This window comes from Bacteroides sp. Marseille-P8574 (genome assembly GCF_902825465.1).
Taxonomy (GTDB): Bacteria; Bacteroidota; Bacteroidia; order Bacteroidales; family Bacteroidaceae; genus Bacteroides; species Bacteroides uniformis.
On sequence record NZ_CADEBE010000002.1, the window covers coordinates 1758708 to 1779437 of the forward strand.

Genomic DNA, 20730 nt, shown 5'->3' on the forward strand with positions numbered 1-20730 from the left:
ATATATTGGTATTACATGGGACTACCTTGCCTTCGTTTCATCGTCTAGTCATGTATAGAAAATTTATTTGCTATTTTTACTTACAACTTTGTACCATTCAATAATCACATAAATCAAAAAGATGAAGAATAAATGTATTTATCATTATTTTATTATTGCATTCTGTTTGCTTACCATGTCGTGCAACTCGACTTCTTCACTCAAAATCAAAGATTTAAGATGTGAACACTTGACCAATCCTTTGGCTATTGACAATACAACACCTTGTCTAAGTTGGAAACTTTGTTCTGACCAGCGAGGAACTACGCAGATAGCCTATCAAATATTGGTTGCTACCACTCCTCAAAAGCTGACCGAAGAAAACGCTGATATTTGGAACTCAAAAAAAGTAAACTCATTCCAATCATATAACATAAATTACAAAGGTAAAACTCTAAAATCAAAATCGTTTGTTTATTGGAAAGTCCGTGTGTGGGATCAGATGGGAAGGTGCTCCGCTTGGAGTAAGGTAGCCTCGTTCGGTATTGGGCTTTTACACCCTGCTGACTGGAAGGCAGAATATATAAGAATGGAGCAGCCTGAAGGGAAATCGCTATCACCACTTTTCCATAAAGAATGGGAGCTTGATGATGTGGGAGAAAGGGTAATGTTTCACGTCAACTCGCTGGGTTATCACGAGGCTTATATCAATGGAGAACCCGTAACGGACGCGGTATTGAATCCTGCAGTCTCACAATTTGACAAACGTTCTCAGATAGTGACCTATGATGTTACTAAACTGATACGCAAAGGTAAAAATAATATTGTGATTTTAGCAGGCAAAGGATGGTATCAGGAGGGATTGCCGGGCGTGATGCCCAATGGCCCTTACGTACGTGCACAGTTGGAAAAGCTCGAGAATAATACTTGGGAAACACTGCTTGTAACGGACTCCTCGTGGTCTGTTTGCGAAAGTGGTTATGAATCTTTTGGAGATTGGCGCCCTCATCGCTTTGGAGGCGAAATTGTCACAGCTTCTAAAATGCCATCTGATTATACTAAAGAAACTCTTGACAAGTTACAATGGTCTGCAGTAAAAACAGTTAAAGGAGAGAAAGGCGTAGCTACTCCACAAATGGTCGAATTGAATCGTATAAAAGAAAAATTTCATCCTATAGCAGTTCGGGCATCCCAAAAAAATAGTTGGATTTTCGATATGGGTACAAACTTTACAGGTTGGACACATATTGCATTTCCGCAGTTACGTCCTAATCAAAAAGTTCGCATTAGTTATTGTGACTTTTTAAATTCGGACGGCAGTTTTCGTGATAGCCTTTACGAAGATTATTACATCGCTTCGGGTAAACCTGATGAATTTTTCATCAATAAATTCAACTATAAGGCATATCGATATTTGAAAGTGAGTGACTTGGAAACTGCTCCTAATTTGTCTGATATTACGGCTTATTTGATTCATACAGATTATGACGGAAATGCCTCTTTCTCTTGTTCTGATAAGGATATGAATGCCATCTATGAAATGGTACATTACACATTACGTTGTCTGACTTTGGGGGGGTATATGGTAGATTGTCCCCAAGTGGAACGTTTGGGCTATGGCGGTGATGGCAATGCTTCGACTCAAACAGTGCAAACGATTTTCAATATGGCTCCAACCTATGTAAACTGGATGAAATCCTGGGCAGATTGTATGCGAGAGGATGGAGGTATGCCTCATACAGCTCCCAATCCTTATACGGCTGGTGGAGGTCCCTATTGGTGCGGATTTATCATTACCGCCTCATGGATGACTTATATGAACTATGGTGACATACGTTTTTTGGAGCAGTACTATCCCTATATGCAAAAATGGTTGGGTTACGTAGCTAAATATACCTGTGATGGACTGATAAGGCCTTGGCCTGATACAGATTATCGCGGTTGGTATTTGGGCGATTGGGCTACTCCTTCAGGTATTAATCAGACAGATCCGCTTTCGATAGACTTGGTGGATAACTGTTATTTATCCTATTGCTTACAAACCATGGCCAAAATCGCTAATGTATTAGGTAAGGAGAACGAAAGTGAGAGTTATACATCGCAAGCCAAATGCTTGAATGATTTGATTCATAAGACCTTTTATGATAAGAAACAAGATGGTTATTCTACCCAAACTCAGATTGATATGATTTATCCGATGTTGGTGGGTGCTACTCCGGCCGATATATGTCCAATAGTAGAAGAAACGCTGAAAAGAGTGACCAATGAACGTTTTAAAGGACACTTGGCTACGGGATTAGTGGGTATTCCTGTCATCACTGAGTGGGCTGTGAAAAATAATCAAGCTGAGTTCATTTATAGTATGTTGAAAAAACGGGACTATCCTAGTTATCTTTATATGATTGACAACGGTGCTACTACAACATGGGAACATTGGAATGGTGAACGCAGTCATATTCACAACTGTTATAATGCCATCGGTTCCTGGTTCTATCAAGCATTGGCTGGCATTCAACTCAATGAAGAACATCCCGCTTATGAGGTATGTACGATTCGTCCTCAATTTGTAGAGGGAATCTCATGGGTAAAGGCTAAAAAGGATACCCCTTATGGTGAGTTGGCTGTAGAATGGGAAAAGAAGGACAGTGCATTGACTATTGCTGTACAGATTCCAGTTGGTAGTCATGCTAAACTTTGCCTACCTGTGAGCCAAATAACAGAGAACGGACAGTCTCTTAGTGAAATTTCAAGTATCAAGGACATAAAGCATACCGATGAGGGTGTTGAAATAAAACTTTCGCACGGGAACTACTATTTTGATGCAATTTTTTAACAAAAACAAATGTAACAAACCATGAAAAGACAAATAATTTCAGTGATTGTAGTTACACTTTTGCTGAGTATGAATGTATTTGGACAAATTTCGTTAGAGAAGGGATTTAAAAATCCACCTGCTCCCGCCAAGGCGCGAACTTGGTGGCATTGGGTCAATGGAAATGTTTCAAAAGAAGGCATTACGGCTGATTTGGAAGCAATGAAGGAAGCTGGAATACAAGAGGCGCAACTGTTTAATGTAGAGGGAGGCATTCCTGATGGTAATGCAACCTATATGACAAATGAATGGTTGGATATGTTCTACTTTGCTGCCAATGAGGCTGATAGGTTAGGTATTGAACTAGGATTTCATAACAGTGCTGGGTGGTCTTCAAGTGGAGGCCCATGGGTAACTCCTGAATTATCTATGCAAACTATCGTTTATAGCGATACAGTTTGTATTGGAGGTAAAAAACTGAATCTGCATTTGCATCAACCGACCACACGATTTAATTATTATCGGGACATTGCGGTGGTAGCTTTCCCGAAACCTCAAAATGATATGCGCATCAGTGATTTGGATAGCAAGAGTTTAGCGGGCAGATTGCGCAATAAACTTGAACCTACCAGTAGACTTGTACCGCAAACTGCCATTATCAAACAAGTGGATATTGTTGACTTGACAACGCAGATGTCACCAGAAGGCATCTTACAATGGAAAGCTCCTGCTGGAGAGTGGGTAATCTTGCGTATGGGGCATACACCAACCGGAGCAATGAACCGTCCGGCACCTAAAGGGGGATGCGGATTGGAAATTGACAAAATGAATCAGACTGCAGTGGATCAATATTGGCAAAAAGGTATCGTTCCCATCTTGAATAGGTTAGGTCATTTGGTGGGAAAAACTGTGAAAAACTGTATAATAGATAGTTATGAAGTGGGCTGTACCAACTATACGGAAGGTTTTGATAAAGAATTTTATCGTCTTCGCGGTTACAATTTCAGAAAATATCTTCCTGTCTTAGCCGGCTATTATGTAGATAGTGGTGAAGTATCTGAACGCTTTTTATGGGATTTACGCCGGACTATTGGCGATTTGATAACCAAGAACTACTACGGTCGTTTCCGTGACCTCTGTCATAAATATGGGATGATGTTTTCGTTAGAGCCTTATTGGGGGCCTTTCAATAGTCTTGAAGTAGGTGATACTGGGGATATAGTGATGTGTGAATTTTGGTCAGGAAATCTCTTTTTTAACGACTCGCCTCGCATCGCTTCGTCTGCTGCTCACTTGAATGGTAAATCAATAGTCGGATCTGAATCTTTTACAGGCAATGTGAATTGGCTAGAACATCCTGCTACCATCAAAGGCTTGGGAGATAGGGCATGGACTAATGGTATCACTCGTTTGATCTTCCATACTTATGCTCACCAACCATGGAATATGGGACCGGGATTACCAATGGGAGGATGTGGCTTAGAGTTCAATCGACTAAATACATGGTGGAAGCCAGGAAAGGCATTCTTGGATTACATTGCTCGTTCCCAATTCTTGCTCCAACAGGGACGTACCATAGCTGATGTCTTGGTTTTTATAGGAGAGTCTTCACCCAACGATGCCACGACAATGCCTGAAATAACCTCATCTGGATTCGATTATGACTTGATTGGACCTTCTAAAATGATGACTCTTACAGCCAAAGCCGGTGTGATTCATACACAAACTGGTGGTACGTATCGTCTTCTTGTATTGCCTCAGACAGACTGGATGACTCCGGAAATCCTAGCAAAAATTGAAGAATTGGTACGGAACGGTGTACGTGTCATTGGTCCCCGTCCCAAAAAATCCCCAAGTCTGAATAACTATCCTGCTTGTGACGATATTGTAGAGCAAATAGCTGAAAAATTATGGGGGAAAGGTCTCATTCAAGATTCTTCAGTAGAGGAAGTATTGAAAGAAGACTCTTTTATTCCCGACTTTACGACCGAACGTATGCTTACGGCTGACATCGGTTATACACATCGACGTGACAAGGATACGGATATTTACTTGGTAGATAATATGCGCAAGTCTTATTTAGAAGAGCGATGCAATTTTCGTGTTACGGGTAAACGGCCTGAATTATGGAATCCTGAAACTGGTGAAATACGCGATATCGCTATTTGGAAAGAGAATGGAAACGGAACAATAACCATCCCTCTTCAGTTCGAATCTGACGAGGCACTCTTTGTCCTTTTTCGCAAGCCGGCCATTTCTGAAAACAGACCTATTGACACCCATGTCGAAGTGGAGAAGGGAAGTGCCAAGCAACTTCCAGGGCTGAAAATCATTAAAGCTGAATATGGGACTTTCCTACCTGCAGGTTTGGTCGATGTGACACAAGAATTATCCAGACAAATACGCGATGGAAAAGTGGATGTTCGTGCTAGTTTTACTGATGCGGCACCCGGATACATAAAGGAACTGCGTATAGCATATAAACTGAACGGCAAGTACACTGAAGCTTACCTTTCAGAAAACGAACTACTACCACTGCAAGCTAGTAGTAACGATGGATTAGAGATTATCAGCGCAGTGTATGGCAAGTTCGATAAGGGACTACATGGTATTCCTCCCTATTATTCGGCAGAGAATGTAACCGAGAAGATTCAGGCACAAATTGCTGCAGGTACCTTTTCCATTCATGTTGACAAGACACTCGCTTCCAATAATAGCAGCAAGCCGTTGAAAGGTGCGTTACGAGTTACTTACTCAGTAGATGGTGAACAATTTACTACGACTGCTTATGATGGTGAAACTCTCTTTTTTAGTGAAGTATCCCCCGAAACAAGGGTGGTTGTCAATCATGGTAAGTACATTTGGCTTACCCCTTATGCAGGAAAATTGCATTATATCACTTCTGCGGGTGAAAAGAAAAGCGTAACAGCCAAAGCTGTTGCTTCTTCCCTTGTATTGACAGGTAAATGGGATGTAACATTTCCACTGCTTTCCAAGGAAGAGAAAAGGCATGCTACATTTGATGTGCTAACCTCATGGACCAACTCCACAGATGAGCAGATTCGCTATTTCTCTGGTACGGCGACTTATAGAAAAAAAATCACTATACCCCCAAAATGGGTTAAAAACAATTATCTCTTGGAATTAGATTTAGGTGACGTACGTGTTATGGCCGAAGTGATAATCAATGGCAAGCCGTTGGGTGTATTGTGGAAAGCTCCCTTTAGAATAGACTTAGGTGACACTGTACGTCCCGGGGTTAATGAATTAGAACTTCGTATCACTAATCTATGGCCTAATGCCTTGATAGGAGATGAACAATATGCTGCTGACATAAAATGGCAGAATGGCAATATTCAAGTATGGCCTGAGTGGCTTGATACACCTTCATCACGCAATTCCAAGCGGAAGACGTTTACCACTCGTAAAATCTGGGATAAAAACTCCCCTTTATTACCCTCTGGACTTTTAGGGCCTGTATTGGTACGTCCCTACCAATGTGTTAAAATAGAATAGACCTGCTCTCTCTGATAAAATAAACCTATGAGAATAAGAGGAGTCAAAACTAAAATGACTACTCTGAAAAGTTATGTATTGTAACTGCTGAACCTAAGAGAGCTGTATTAAACTCTGTTTCGAGTAATAATACAGCTCTCTTTTTTCTTTTTGGGGCTCAAGTTTTAGATTAAAAGTTCAACTTTGGTAAAATGATTCCGTTCTTATTTATTTAGGTGCATTCAGTAAATCATATAAAATTAGCCCACTAATTCATGCCATATCCAATGTATAGGCTGTTAGGCTAACTGATATGAGTAACATATGTGAATAGCTACACCATCGTAATAAAGAAATAGCTTACGGATATTTATAAGCTATAGCCCAAAGGTGAGTAGTCAGGATAGTATTTGGGGAATGTAAGGCTACATGGACATCATACTGTTGGTGGAGGGGGGACTCTAAATTGGTCGTTAGTTGCTTGTACGGAACTTGGTAAGCTCGTATTTCTCCTGTCTATGTCAGGCAGGTGAGCCAATCGCAAGAAAAGTCGAATGTGTTGCGGGTAAAGGGGTGTGGAGAAAGCGAAAGCTTCCGTGTAATGCGGAGGATAGAGGCTTAAACGTCACCTCATGCGAAAGCAGGCAGACTTCCGCAGGGTAATTCTTTGTGAAACGATTGTAGAACTTTAATGAAATGAAGAAACTGCAAATGAGCAAGGCAAAAGCCGAGTGTGCATCTTCAACCGTGCGAAACACGACATGGAAAGATATTTACTTTCCCAAATACGAGCGTAGGGTGAGAAAGCTGCAAGTCCGAATAGCAAAGCCTCACAAAGAAAAGAGATACAACAAGGTAAAGGCTTTGCAGCACCTACTTGTCACTTCCTATGAAGCCAAAGCATTGGCGGTAAAGAAACTTACTTTCAATAAAGGTAAACGTACGGCAGGGGCTGAGCATATAAAGTGGAACACTGATGCCAAGAAAATAGAAGCTATATGTTCATTGAAAAGGAGAGGATACAAAGCCCTCTCGCTGAAAAGGGCCAACATAACCAAAGAAACGGCAAGACAAGACCTTTGGAAATATCAACCATGAAGGACGAAGCCATGCAGGTGCTATATTTTATGGCTTTAGAACCTATAACTGAAAGTGAAGCGGATGCGAACTCATATGGGGTCAGAAAGTTTAGAAGTACTGCGGATGCACAATAGATGCACTTCATAGATGGTTGAGTAGAGACTGTTCACCACAATGGATACTGGAAAGTGGCATTAAGGGCTGTTTTGATCATATTAATCATGAATAGCTTCTCAACAATGTACAAATTGGCAGGCTGGTATTAAGGAAATGGTTGAAAAAGCGGAGTGGTATTTAACAGATTGCCACAACCGACACTTGAAGGAACACCTCAAGGTGGCATTATCAATGATATTCTGGCATGTCTTCTATATTTTTAAAGAAATCCCAGCTTTTTCAAGTTGTGAGGTTGCTCATTGTCATATTCATGTATGCGGTTGAGAAAATGGAATATCCACTTTTTGAGTCCACTCCGATAGCATTGTAGTGAGTGTATGGCTGATCATGAATGCTGCAAAAAAGAAATCGTAATACATTCTTTGTACTACGACTTCTATGCTCATTAAAAAGGGCTGGAAACGTCATTCAGTCTTTCATTTTCACTCCTAAGCATCGAACCTGCCTATCATCAAAAAAACAGCTGTATCAACTCCAAATTATAACAGAACCCAGCTGAGAAGGAATAGCAGTAGGCATCATTCCCTAAAGTTCTGGCACAGCTGACGCCCGGTATGGTTTCCGGATAGTTGCCAAAAAAGTAACAGCATTTTTGCCGGAGCGCCTATGCCTCCGGAGAATATGGTGAATGTATAGTGCTCGGTTTCGGCAGAAGAACCATAAACAAATCTATATTCTATAATAACGGTAGAAGCCATAGTATTACTTTTATTTTTCCCGAGAAGAATAATTCCTTTCAAGCGTTTATCAAACAAATAAAAGATTTCATTGTTTTTCATAGTGTGGCAGGGCAGACATATGGATGACAAAAAACATTTATCCAACTCTTCTGTAAACAAAAATAAAAGGAGTCGCCATACTTCTGTACAGCGGCTTCCTTTAATTATAAGAAAAAACTCTAATATTAATCGGGGCTAACACTCAATTTCACCCTCGTTTTATTATCCGTTTATACCTTCATTACCTATCCAACCTGCACCCTCAGTACAATGGACTGAGGATCTATATCCAGGGAAACGTTCTTTATTCTGCTTGCCCCTAAAATCCTGGCACTCTTCCGGTATGCGTCCAGAAAATCGGTCTGGCTTATATGATAGGGATAGCCGAATCCTGGAACGGGAAGTGCAGGGAAAGGATGGGGCATCATAAAACCGTCATATTCGTGGGCAGTCATCATGAAGGCATCGGCATCCATGATATCCTCCACCGGGTCAGCATTATAGGCACTGTAGTCAAGTCCCCGGTGGAAGGACATGGCGGTCATATTTCCGATTGTGCACAGCTCGAACCTGACCCTGCCCTTACCGATTGCACTGTCCAGATACTCCTGCACCGATGCCTCGACCTCATCCTTGTCCATTACTTGCAGGTCATACACCTTGCCTGCTATAAATACTTTCTTACCCAAATATTGAGTGGTATTTACACTTTTCTTTGTCATAAAATTCTATTATTTAATGAATTAATAAATTTATATTATCCGGCGGGAACACACCATTCCGTCATAAAACCGTTATATTTGCCAGTTCCGGAATGTATCGTTTCCCTACGCCGTATTTCAGTTGATCCAATCCACTACAGTATCTCCCTTATAACCTTTTTCCCAGACAAACCAGGCATAGGCGATAGCATTCCCGTTTGCCTGGGCTACTGTAAAATCTCCACCTTTGGCTACAACGGCACGGGAGGAAAAGACGTGGATTTTCAGCGGGGGATTGGTCTAAAAGAACGGTTTACGTTTTTTTCCCTCCAGGAATGTCAGCTTCAGGAACATGGCTACTTTGGTTCCTTCATCCGATATATCCAGGGCTTTCTCTATAAATTCCAGGGCTATCTTATAAGGAGGGTTGGTAATGACAGCTCCATAAGGGTTTTCGGTGGCTTTCAGGAAATCAACGCCACCGGTACCATAACCCCGGTTTATCAGGTCAGTGGAATAAACCTCCTTGCCAAGTTCTATCATCCTTTTAGACAGGTGCCCCATCCCACAAGCCGGCTCCCATATGGTATTAGGAAACTTCTCAACCTCGAATAACCTGTCTATGGCTTCGGGGTATGTAGCATAAAAATCATGTTCTTCCCTTGTTGTATCAGAGTGGTTGGACGCTCCGATAGTGGTATATATTGTACTTTTCATAGTTAACCCATTGTGTTTGTTGTTATTATCTACGCTGCTATAATTTTACCTCCCCATTGTTCAGCCATCGTCTCCGCTATTAACCGACATAAGGAGACGGTATTACTGCCGGATTCCTACAGAGTCTACTCCAGGAAGGAGTAGCGGTAGGTTTCATCCTCTGAAGGTCTGACACTGCCGGTTCCCGGCATGACTCCCGGATAATCCCCGGTGAAGGTATAGCACTTCCGGGCTGACGATGTCGTGCTTCCGGAGGATATCGTGAAAGCGTAGTTCTCCGCACCCGCCCCGAGGGAGGAACCGTAGGTGAGCCTGCATTCCACGATGACAGTGGAGGTGACTTTATAACTGGCGGAGGCATATACGCTGTAAATGTCATAGGCACCATCCCTGCTTTGCCAGCTGTAACTCAGGTGTATGAAGTTGACGGACTTGATATCTGCACCCGTCTGATCCAAGGGGACGTTTAAACTGGAGGAATCTGACTTATAACTACTAGTAGAGCCATTATAATCAGATGTCTGTGTTTGAGTCAATTCCAAATTACCCTCTCGACTTGACGTACTGCTATTTGCACCTGCTGTTACAGAAGTTCCTGAAACAGAAAATCCTGCTCCACTACTTATTCTTCCGGAATAACTTGACCAGGTAGACCAGGAACCTGCACTTTCATCAGTCAGACTCCCATCGGTATAAGTCAATGTAACCGGTCGTCTCCTGGAAGTAACTGTTACAGACTGCGTTCCACCGTCTGCGCTAAAACTTAATGAGGCAGGACTTACGGAAAATTCATACTGATATTCAGTTTTTGTAGTTATATCATCCTTTTTGTCTTGAGTCACTGTAGCACCGGCAGATTTTGAACCATCGCCACTATGAGTTACAGTGAAGGAACCCTTCCTTCCGCTACTTGTACTGGAATTGGCTGTAGCACTTACAGACACTGTATTACCGGACTTTGACGCGGTAATTCCTGATGGTAGGCTTGTACTTAAACAATAACTTCCTTCAGAACTATCATACCAGTCACCCCAGGATATCGGACTCCCAGACCCCTCTCTTATCTGGGGAGTTACTGTAAATGACGTGGAACCTCCTGAAGCTCCGAAATTATAAGAAGCTGGAGATATTGAAATTCTATAGTCATAATCTACATTGGCACCTTGTGTAAGTGTTACAGAATCACTGGTATATGCATTACTTGCACTCAAGGTACCACTTCTAGAAGATTCCCCAGTATTACTAGAAGTAGGTCCTACGGTTGATCCGGAGATTGAGAATGAACCGGTCACACTGGTAGAAGCTGATATGTTTGTATAACTATAGCCAGACCAACTGCTCCAACTTCCCCACGTCCATGATTGACCTCCATCATCACTGGTACCATCGCGATATCTACTGCCTGTACCTCTTCTGGAGTCCACGGAGAAAATCCTTTTACCTGTATCATTCCAGGACCAACCGGTATTTGATATATTGATACTGCATATATTATCATACCTGTATTCATATTCCCTATCTGTAAGTATGCCAACTTCTTGAGATACATCAACATAATCGGACGCTCCACCATAAGAGGCTGTTATTCTGGTTTCCCTGGCTGAACCATTATTAGTGCTGACAGTCAAGGTAGCTGTATATCCTGAAGACGGTGATATTGAGAATCCTGAGGTATTGCTAAGAGTGTAACTGGGAACTCCCGTATCTGATGCCCCCGATGTAGCGCCGGAAGTCCAATAGTGTGTTCCCGACCTGTCTGCACTGCCTCTTACAGTAGTTGATCCTCCTTCTTTGGGGAAACTTGTTTTATCGGCACTAACGGTAACACTCCAGGAATTCCATGACGTATTTTCAATTCTATTCGCAGCTTGATACACGTCAGCTTGTCCGGAGGTACCGGATTTACCATTTATACTGACTGTCAATGCTGCTGTCGCTACCGTTGTCTGATTACTGGATGTTGTACCTTTAGAACCTACGTTAGCCTGTCCATTAGAAGCATTAATTGTTGCTGTTCCGGATACTCTATTAAATGATAAAAATCCGCCCGATGTAATATTTGTAGTTCTTCCAGATACCCAATGGGCTACTTGACTGTAACTATAACTTGGAGAGACAGTTCCACCGGCAGCGGGAATAACAGGATAAGACAGGCTGACAGTCGGATTGTCATAACCACTGATAGTATCTGCATTTTGTCTGTGGGTTGCTGTCGCTGTCTTCTTGGGAGCTCCATTGAAAGATTCTGATTGTGTCCAGGTTATAGTACCTGTTTTTGTAGCCCCTCCAGGGTTGGAACTATAAGAAATCGTATCAGTCCCGGCAGTCCATGTTCCGGAGCCTGTATTTGTTGAAGTGTAGGCCACATTTGTCTGTGAACCTTCCACATAGATACGGTTTCCCGCATTACTGTAACTGTACTGTCTCTTATACGAGGTCACTGTGAATTTCCGTGAACCTCCCGCCGCAGATATGGTAGCTGCCGCAGGAGTCACGGAGAAAGTATATTCCCAGTCAAGACGCTCGATATGGTCTTCGGGAACAAGCTGGTCGGCCGCATAGGTGTAACCCTTCTTTATATGCAACCCGGCCGATTCAATCTGACTTCTTGTAGGACACATCATCGTATCTCCCGTGAAAGAGCCGGGTTTGAGTGTGTTGCAGAAGTCCTTTGTCGCTATTCTGAAATATTGTGCCATCTTGTTATTTGTTCTTGTTTTGATCCATACATTATAGTGTAATTATACCGCCATTTTTCCTCCCCACTGGAGAGCCATCGCATCCGCTATTCCGGGAAAGGTCTTGCTTCTCAGTTTTCTCCTCTCCTCAGCCGACACGCCCGAGAAGAATATGTCAGTGAACCATTTAGGAGATTTGTTACCACTCTTTGCAGTATAGATCTCACCTTTCCCGACTATATTTGTCGGTACCAAGAGAGGTAGGTTTTTCAACCATAGACAGGTCTTCTTGCTTGCTTCATGACCGAACATCCAAGGCTCTATAATCTGGTCAGGTTTTCTCCACCGACTGCTCATAATGCCCACCGGATTTTCTATAGCCAGTCTACTCACTCCAACCATTGAAACATCCATAAAGAACTGGACTGCATCTTCACGGTCTTTGGCTCTGTCGGGGAACTTCGGATGGGGTCTTCTCTGTTCTGTTGGAAGGTTCTTATCGTCGGGGTGATAATACCATCTTGCACCCGAGACAGCAAGAAAAGTACAGGGAGGATGGGCTATGACCAGATCCCAGTTACCGTCAAGGAAGTGTTTGGTACCGTTCTCCAAAGTTCCGCCACGATTGGCGATTACATCAAACATATCCCCCTTGAAATGATACTCCGGATGTCCACCGCTACACTCTTGAAGGTCACAACTAAAAGCATTATGACCCAATCTTCTGAAAGCCAGACATACGGCCTGACTTTCCTCACATGCTACCAAGACATTCATAAGGATTAGAAGATTATCTGCATTAAAATCCTGTCCGAATAAGTTCTCAGGCCGATATGCTCCACCAGCTGCCCCATCTCTTCAAACAGTTGGAATTTATAGAACCTGATGAACGCCGTTATATCCGTGTAGAAATTCTTCCCAGCAAAATTCAAGGGATGTATCATCGGGTATCCTCCTACAGCCTGTAGTTGGAAGGCGCCTATTCCCAGGCCTGTGATGAGCGCCATATCCGCATCGTAGATAATACGTTTATCGGGGTCGCAGAGGAAATCCCTGACAAAGAAGAAACGGACTTCCTTCTCACTCAGCTTCTTGACCCGGAACTGTGCCATTCCGGAAGTGTTCTCGTCTAATGATTCCTGTACCCGTGATTCCATTTCTTCAATGCCCATATTTGTATTGAGCACCTCTCCGTTTGCTATAAAATAGTTTTTCATAATGATTTAGATTTAGTTTTTTGTGATGTGATTGTTAGTGTGATATTCCATTCCTTTTTCAGATAAGAGACAAGACCGGAATAGGAGTCAATACGTCTCCTTTCTCTATGCATGATTGATAAAGCCTCTTGAAGTGTAAGATTAATACAGAGACCGGTTTTAAAAGCGTCTCCATATTTCTGTCGGAGCGCTTCTATGTCTCTTTGGTATTTTTCAGAGATAGGTTCGGATGATACCGCTTTTTCGGTGACATCAGGTGCGGTAAAAGTATCCTGACGATTGGGAATAGGCTCCCGCTCAAGTCCCAATAGCTGATTTATGAACTCTTTAAACATAGGGTTTATGCTATTTTATTATTCAGTTATTAGGTTCTGGCAGGCTGTGAATGGTGTTTTAGCGATTTGGAAGAGAAAAAAAATAAGAAGAGCGCCGTCTATTTCCCCGGTAATTCCCTTTGCCTTTTCCCGGCTATGGCAATTTATATTCAGGTATTTGTTTCGGCGCCCTTCATTGTGAGTATTTGTTTCTTCGGTAATAAGGCTTTGGGAGGATGCTGGACGTTGGGCAATTATACCTTATATATATAATAGCGCTCCAAATATGAAAAACGCGCGCCATTTCCAGTCATGCCCTAATCTGTGTACAAGTTATTTTCAGTTTTCAGTCATGGAGGGATGGCGGGACAGTGGCCGGTTTTGTCATCCTTTCTTCATTGGTATCAGAATGGCGGTCTGAAAGCTGGAGATTCTTATACGTGTGAATGTTAAATTAATGTACAACTAAAAACTGTAATAAAATAATGACTGAAAAATTAGAACCTGATGAAAAAACTATCGCTTCCGTCAATGCCAGTCTTGAGAAATGCTGGAATGATGCGGAAAATCCATTGCCGTACATACCTCTTGTCGTGCCACCCATAGAAGTGCCGGAATTCAACCCCTTCGGCAATGGAAAAGAATGGCATACGGAGAGGGAGGATGGATACACGGCACCTGCAACACCTGCATCCACACCCAGGGATACACAACAGGCAGACGGAGCGGACGAACTTGACTTTATAATGGGACAATCCTTAAACAGTATGATGATGGAAGAGCAACGGAAACCCGTACCGGAGATATTATGGGGAGGTGACGGGAATGGTAACGCCCTGTGGTTCGAGAACGAGTTTGGCATCCTTTTCGGGCGGACAAATACGGGCAAGAGCCTTTATGCGGTCCAGATAGCGGAACATATAAGTGGGGAGCTGGGAAAAACGGTGCTCTATCTCGACCTTGAACTCTCCATGAAGCAGTTCCAGGAGAGATATACCTCAAGGGACGGTGAACTGCATGTTTGGCCCGATAATCTCCACCGCCCGGATTTAAGCATGATCGGAGACGGCCTCTATGATTCGGGCAGGTTCCTGCCGTTGATAAGGAGGATGATGGCAAAGGTGAACGCGAGGGTGCTGCTCCTTGACAACCTCACCTTTCTTGTCAACAACGGGGGGATGAAGGCCGAGGATGTGAAACCGATCTGCCAGGAGTTCTGTAACTGGGCGAAGGAGGGTTACTCTATCCTTGTAGTCAACCATACCCCGAAGATCCAGCCGTCCACACCCCTTGACATAAACCACTGCCTGGGCTCAAGCATGCTCACCAACTTCGTTCAGTCGGTCTTCGCCATAGGAACGGACAGCAGCAATCCCTCGACGGGCAGATACGTGAAGCAGCTCAAGAGCAGGAACGGCAGGATAGTATGGGACGGGAACCATGTGATACCTTATGTGATTGACAAGACGCTCGACCCTACCATGCTCCGTTTCATACAGCCCGCACAGCTTCACCAGACCGGAATGGAAACCTCAACCCCTATCCAGACAGCCAGGGAGTGTGACCTGTTGAGGGATGCGGACAATATGCAGCTTGAGCAGATCAGGAAATTACATGAGCAGGGTATGTCGAACAGGAAGATAGCTGAGAAACTGAACCTCTCACCTGCCACTATCGGAAAAAGGCTGAAAGGGATGGATGTTGACGGGAAGGAATGAATGTAAGAATAGTTAAAAGTGAAGTGAAGGGATTGGCTTTTGAGGGCCAATCCTTCACATTGTATATTATCTGCTGTTGATTTCTGATGTTTACTACTGTTTAAGGTGTTTAGGAGTGTTTAAGGTGTTTAGGAGTGTTTAAGGTGTTCACTACTGTTTACACTGTTTACTACTGTTTAAGGTGTTTACTACCGTTTACACTGTTTACTACTGTTTAAGGTGTTTAGGAGTGTTTAAGGTGTTCACTGCTGTTTACACTGTTTACCTATGTTCACTATATAAATGAATGAACACTTATATTCATTTTTCCTTCTTTTTTTGGGTTATTCATTATTATTATCCCATATATAGCCTATATATATGGTATATCAATAGGAAATGACCCAAAAGAAAGAAAAAACATCATTCTCTCTCTTTTCTTTGGGTTATTCCTTTTCATACCCTATTGCTGACTACTATTATAAAGGATAATATCACATAAGTAAGACTGGAGAATGACCCAAAAGAAGAAAAAATATATAGTGGTGTTCATTTATTTACACCCTAAACACTAGTAAACACCCTAAACACTAGTGATCACCAGTAAACACCGTGAACACTCATAAACACCGTGAACACCCGTAAACACCCCTAAACACTGGTAAACACCCGTAATCAGTGGTAAACATCAATCAGTTAATTAATATACATCTTGGTGGGGTGTTCGCTTCCCAAACAGCGAACGCCTCCACACATCAACAACTTAAAAACGAGTAGCAATGAACGATATAGATTTTTATACAAGCAAGAGCAATACACTTCCGGCAAAAAGGATGAGTGTGGATTATGCCCTCCGTCTGATTAAGGAAGGGAAATACAGGGAATATGCGGACAAGGTCAGGAACGCCAGGACCGGGGAGGAAATGGACCGGGCTAAATTCGACGCTCCCGGATTTTCATTCTCAGGCATATTCGAGAGACGCGGGAAAGAGAGGCTGATAAGGCATAGCGGTATCATGGCCATCGACATAGACCATCTGGACGGGGACGTATTTTCGGAGAAGGAACGGCTGACGAAGAACCCTTATGTATACTCGGTCTTCCTCTCAATATCTGGAAAAGGGCTCAAAGTGCTGGTCAAGGTTCCGGACAGTCTTGACGCTGAAAGCCATAAACTCTATTACAAGGCCATAGCGGAGGATTTTGGCGTGGATGAGGATAGAAGAGCCCAGGATGTGGCAAGATATACGAACGTCACCTACGATCCTGACCTCCATCTCAACCCTGGAGCACTTGTATGGGACAAACCGGTTGAGGTAAAAGAGGAGATGGCCATAAATCCGGATACAGCCAACTACACAGCCCCGATAACCGATATGGACGAGAGGCTCAGGATCATACTCTCATGGACGGAAGGGGGATTCAGGAGAGGCAACCGTAACGGGTATGTCTATGATACGGCCTGCAATCTCTGTGAATACGGTATCGGGAGAGACGAGGCACTTGACATCCTTCTCCCTTACGCCTCCTCCGACTTTACGCCCGGTGAGATCAGGTATACGGTCGGCAATGCATACAGGAATAAAAGGTTCGGGAGTAAGACGCTGAGAAGAGAAGGGGCGGATGAAAGACTGAAGGCGTTGTTCTCCAAGGTAAAAAATATCCCTTCATTTTATCATCTTCCAAATCCGACAATGGAATACCGCCCGGACATGAGGATTGTGATAGTGGATGATGATGGCGTGGCTGAAGGGATGACGGGGCTTTTTCCGGGTTTCCAATGGTTCTCAACGGGCGGAAAGGTATTGTCGGGAGATTTGATGACAGGTATTCCGGGGTATTTACGTATCCTGGTCTGTCCGCGTCTTAGGAATCAATGGTCTTATCAGTGGAAAGAAGAGATAGAGACGCTGCAATGGAAAGGTTATGGTCTGTATGTCTGGGAATGGTGGAAGGAGTTCGAGCCTGGGATAGATGATTATGCGAAAGGCTACTCCGTGTATGATGTGATATGCGGAAGGTAGACAGAATAATGGAAGGGATGAGCCGGATTAAGGCTTGTCTCTTCTTTTTTATTTTTTTATGAGCAATTCGGAGATGCGCCTTTAAGTTTCGGGAATAAAACCAAAACCCACTTCCCGATAATCAGAGATATGGAAATTGGCAGCAGCCACGACACCCCACTAACATAGCCGAGAGTACCAGTTCCCTTTCTGCCGGTAATAGGATCAATCTATTGGAGGGTAAGAACGCCACTCTGCATCGGGAAGTAGCTATGCATGAGGAAGCTGTCGAGGTTCTGCAAGACAAGATACAGAACATGTGACAACCCATGCACCAGCAAAGGGGACAAGCTGGAAATATCACATCTCATCGTTTTTCCAAAAGAAGAACGGCCCGTAAAAATATTACAAACCGTTCTTTATATGAAAAAATCAATTATTTTCAGACTTATTTTTCTCCAACCATTGTACTCTTCTCAAATCCGGTAAATGCCTAATTGAGAAATTTTCAAATTTTGCTTTGAAGCCGTTACCGTCAGGGCAAGCTCCCATTACCCCTACCATGACGGGATGATTGTCTTGTAGCCAAGCATTGCGCATCATCGTGTATTCCCTATCATCGAAAGAATAAAAAATTTCCACGGCGTCCAACCGACGTACCGCCTTAATCCATACAAACGGCACGGGCTTGTCCAACGGTATAATACTCCAGTCGCTCGTGTGATGGGTTACGACAGTGCTGAGATTATATTTCCCATCCACGAACTCAATTCCGGTTTTGATGTAATTCTCATGGTCAATACGCAACATCAGTCCCGACTGGTCGAAACGGGTTTTGTAATCACCCGATATTTTTACCTTTACTTCAAATTCCCCTCCACGCAGTGTGTATAGGAACGGGGCATCATCCACGGTAAATCCATAGTGGGATATACGCCAATAATCTGTTTGGGAAGTAACATGCATCGAAAGCGAATTATCCTCAATTTTCCATTGCTCAGGTTCATTGAACCACTGCATCTTCTCCAATGATTGCGCCATGCAAGTAAATGAAATGGCAATCATCATTCCACTCAATAGTAATTTTTTCATTTTCAATATATTGTTAATGTTATAAATTTCGAATAACACGGCAAGGATTCCCGACTGCCAATGTTCCTGTCGGAATATCTCTATTTACCACACTTCCTGCACCGATGACACAGTTGTCGCCTATCGTAACTCCCGGCAAGATGAGACATACGCTTCTATCTGTACATTATTACCTATGCTAATCGGTCGTGCATATTCAAGTCCACGATTTCTTTGCTCCACATCAAAAGGATGTCCGGCGGCATAAAACCCGCAACCTGGAGCAATGAACACATTATCACCAAACTTAACCTTTACCCCGTCCAGAATGACACATCACATTGGCATAAAAATTTTCGCCAATCTCTATATTATAACCATAATCACAGAAGAACGGCTGTTCTATCAGGAAACTATACCCCGTTTTTCCGAATAAACTGACGATAATCCTTTCCCTGCGTTTCCTTTCCGATGGCAGTAGATGATTATATTCATGGCACAGTGCCTTGCATGCCTGCCTTTCGGCTATTAATTCCGCATCATTATTGGCATCGTACAGTTTTCCTTGCCGGCACTTTTCCTCTCACTTATCATAAATAACCATTTGTTTTATTTACTTTTGCAAAGGTAAGGTATTGTTATATATTGCACAATGATTATAAATAACCATTTTTATTTCTGGTCATGGATACTATTGACATATTGAACAAAGAGTTTTTCACACAAAATTTTGCGGAAGAGCAACCATACTCCGAGTTGCTGGACAAGTATAAGGGTATAGCCCGCAACTATGCACGGATGGAAAGTGCGGTAGCCGTATTGAGTGATATGCGTACCAATATAAGTTACATTTATTATGGTAGTTTTTCCCGAATGCTGGAAATAGACAAATGTGGGGACGAGGATAAGGTGTCTTCCATTTGGGAAAAAGAGATATTCAAGCTCATTCATCCCGACGATTTGGCAGGGAAGCACTTACAAGAATTGTGTTTTTTCCATTTCGTCAAACGCCAGCCCAAGAGGAAACGCACCGATTATTATTTGATAAGCAAACTTCGCATGAAGAACGGCACAAATAATTATATGCCAGTATTGCATCGAATGTTCTATGTTTCTGCCCCTTCTAACGATACGCTGTGGCTGGCTTTATGCCTTTACACTCCTTTACTGTTTGATATTCCAGCCAGATGTCTGATAATCAATTCTACCAACGGTCAAATGACAGAAATTGGCAAACAGGACAGCACAAGAATTCTGTCTGTCAGAGAAAAGCAGGTATTGAACCTCATAGACAAAGGGATGGCAAGTAAGAAAATAGCCGAGACACTTTCTATCAGCATAAATACAGTTAGTCGGCATAGACAGGAAATTTTAGGCAAACTCCAAGTGAAAAACTCCATTGAAGCCTGCCGGGTAGCAAAAGGTTTAAAGTTAATATAAGGAAAGATTCAACGAACAGAATTTGTGTTTTAAAAGAAATCATTTTTTGTGTCGAAAATGAGTAATTGGACGGTATAGTACTGCAAATTGCTGAAATTCGCACGGTTGCTAACTCGTTACCACTACTTCTCAAATAATTCGCTAAAAGTTATTCTTCAATCGGTTAATTCAAACTGATGAAAGTCTAAAATATGTTGGCGAAGTTGATAATTCATTCGTTTCTTTCGCTGACACAGTTCAATTTGCGACATCTTTATAGGCAATTCAGAGATGTGCCTTTAATTTCCGGGAATAAAATCTATACTCACTTCCCGATAATCAGAGGCACTTGATTCATTGCCCGGAACATTTACTCTCGTTTTCTGTTCTATCCATCCAAGCCTTCCGGATAATGGTGTTAATCTGTAGAGTCTAGTTCCGGTTATATATCTCTTATCGGTAGTGTTCGCTGTATTCCGGAAGGCTTTTTATTTTTTGTAGAGTGAGAAAAACGGGCTCAATCTGGGATTATGGTGAAATATGCAAATTAAAAATCCCATTCCCTACCTCTCTTGGCTTGGGAAATGGGAATCAAACAAAACAAACAAACTCCTCCGTTCTTCACAGAAAAGAGAAGCGGCCATGTCTTCA

At 42.7% G+C, this 20730-nt stretch carries 15 protein-coding genes and 1 pseudogene; 6 read left to right on the plus strand and 10 right to left on the minus strand.

Annotated elements, in window-relative coordinates; translation table 11 throughout:
- Positions 1-121 precede the first annotated feature (121 nt).
- From HUX74_RS20000 to HUX74_RS20010, 3 genes are all read left to right on the plus strand, one after another.
- Entirely contained in the window at positions 122-2812 is a 2691-nt protein-coding gene (locus HUX74_RS20000) for a family 78 glycoside hydrolase catalytic domain (protein ID WP_174647289.1), read from the plus strand.
- A gap of 21 nt (positions 2813-2833) precedes the next feature.
- Complete coding sequence (locus tag HUX74_RS20005; protein WP_174647290.1) at positions 2834-6307, plus strand: glycosyl hydrolase; 3474 nt, start codon at positions 2834-2836, stop codon at positions 6305-6307.
- A gap of 675 nt (positions 6308-6982) precedes the next feature.
- The gene (locus HUX74_RS20010; protein WP_217451035.1) at positions 6983-7384 is read left to right on the plus strand and encodes a reverse transcriptase N-terminal domain-containing protein; all 402 of its coding nucleotides are present in this window, start codon (positions 6983-6985) and stop codon (positions 7382-7384) included.
- A gap of 677 nt (positions 7385-8061) precedes the next feature.
- Here HUX74_RS20010 and HUX74_RS20015 read toward each other — a convergent pair.
- From HUX74_RS20015 to HUX74_RS20045, 7 genes are all read right to left on the minus strand, one after another.
- Positions 8062-8241 carry a hypothetical protein gene (locus tag HUX74_RS20015; protein ID WP_174647291.1) on the minus strand — a complete coding sequence of 60 codons (180 nt, stop codon included), beginning with the start codon at positions 8239-8241 and terminating at the stop codon, positions 8062-8064.
- A gap of 266 nt (positions 8242-8507) precedes the next feature.
- A complete protein-coding gene (locus HUX74_RS20020) occupies positions 8508-8984 on the minus strand; it encodes a hypothetical protein (protein WP_174647292.1) in 477 nt (158 codons plus the stop codon).
- 279 nt (positions 8985-9263) lie between these two features.
- Positions 9264-9680 (minus strand): hypothetical protein, encoded by a 417-nt coding sequence (locus HUX74_RS20025; protein WP_254592903.1) that lies wholly within the window; start codon positions 9678-9680, stop codon positions 9264-9266.
- Positions 9681-9805: 125 nt separating this feature from the next.
- Complete coding sequence (locus HUX74_RS21115) at positions 9806-12379, minus strand: BACON domain-containing protein (protein ID WP_174647293.1); 2574 nt, start codon at positions 12377-12379, stop codon at positions 9806-9808.
- A 42-nt stretch (positions 12380-12421) separates the two neighbouring features.
- The gene (locus HUX74_RS20035; protein WP_174647294.1) at positions 12422-13135 is read right to left on the minus strand and encodes a hypothetical protein; all 714 of its coding nucleotides are present in this window, start codon (positions 13133-13135) and stop codon (positions 12422-12424) included.
- A 5-nt stretch (positions 13136-13140) separates the two neighbouring features.
- Complete coding sequence (locus HUX74_RS20040) at positions 13141-13575, minus strand: hypothetical protein (RefSeq protein ID WP_174647295.1); 435 nt, start codon at positions 13573-13575, stop codon at positions 13141-13143.
- Positions 13572-13910, minus strand: a complete 339-nt coding sequence (locus HUX74_RS20045; protein WP_120387451.1) for a hypothetical protein — start codon at positions 13908-13910, stop codon at positions 13572-13574. The genes HUX74_RS20040 and HUX74_RS20045 overlap by 4 nt, the downstream gene beginning before the upstream one ends.
- Positions 13911-14374: 464 nt before the next feature.
- Between HUX74_RS20045 and HUX74_RS20050 the strand changes: the two genes are divergently transcribed.
- The gene (locus HUX74_RS20050; protein WP_174647296.1) at positions 14375-15607 is read left to right on the plus strand and encodes an AAA family ATPase; all 1233 of its coding nucleotides are present in this window, start codon (positions 14375-14377) and stop codon (positions 15605-15607) included.
- Positions 15608-16365: 758 nt separating this feature from the next.
- A complete protein-coding gene (locus HUX74_RS20055; protein ID WP_254592905.1) occupies positions 16366-17610 on the plus strand; it encodes a BT4734/BF3469 family protein in 1245 nt (414 codons plus the stop codon).
- Positions 17611-18021: 411 nt separating this feature from the next.
- Here HUX74_RS20055 and HUX74_RS20060 read toward each other — a convergent pair whose 3' ends face one another.
- The 3 genes and pseudogenes from HUX74_RS20060 to HUX74_RS21125 form a co-directional block, all read right to left on the minus strand.
- On the minus strand, positions 18022-18681 hold the full coding sequence (locus HUX74_RS20060; RefSeq protein WP_117879191.1) for a DUF1349 domain-containing protein: 660 nt from the start codon (positions 18679-18681) through the stop codon (positions 18022-18024).
- Between the two features lie 19 nt (positions 18682-18700).
- Positions 18701-18832: pseudogene (locus tag HUX74_RS21120) on the minus strand (sugar O-acetyltransferase); the annotation flags it as partial.
- 135 nt (positions 18833-18967) lie between these two features.
- Positions 18968-19219, minus strand: a complete 252-nt coding sequence (locus tag HUX74_RS21125) for a maltose acetyltransferase domain-containing protein (RefSeq protein WP_174647362.1) — start codon at positions 19217-19219, stop codon at positions 18968-18970.
- Positions 19220-19344: 125 nt separating this feature from the next.
- Here HUX74_RS21125 and HUX74_RS20075 point away from each other — a divergent pair, with 125 nt between their 5' ends.
- Complete coding sequence (locus tag HUX74_RS20075) at positions 19345-20100, plus strand: response regulator transcription factor (protein WP_117879189.1); 756 nt, start codon at positions 19345-19347, stop codon at positions 20098-20100.
- Positions 20101-20730: the final 630 nt, after the last annotated feature.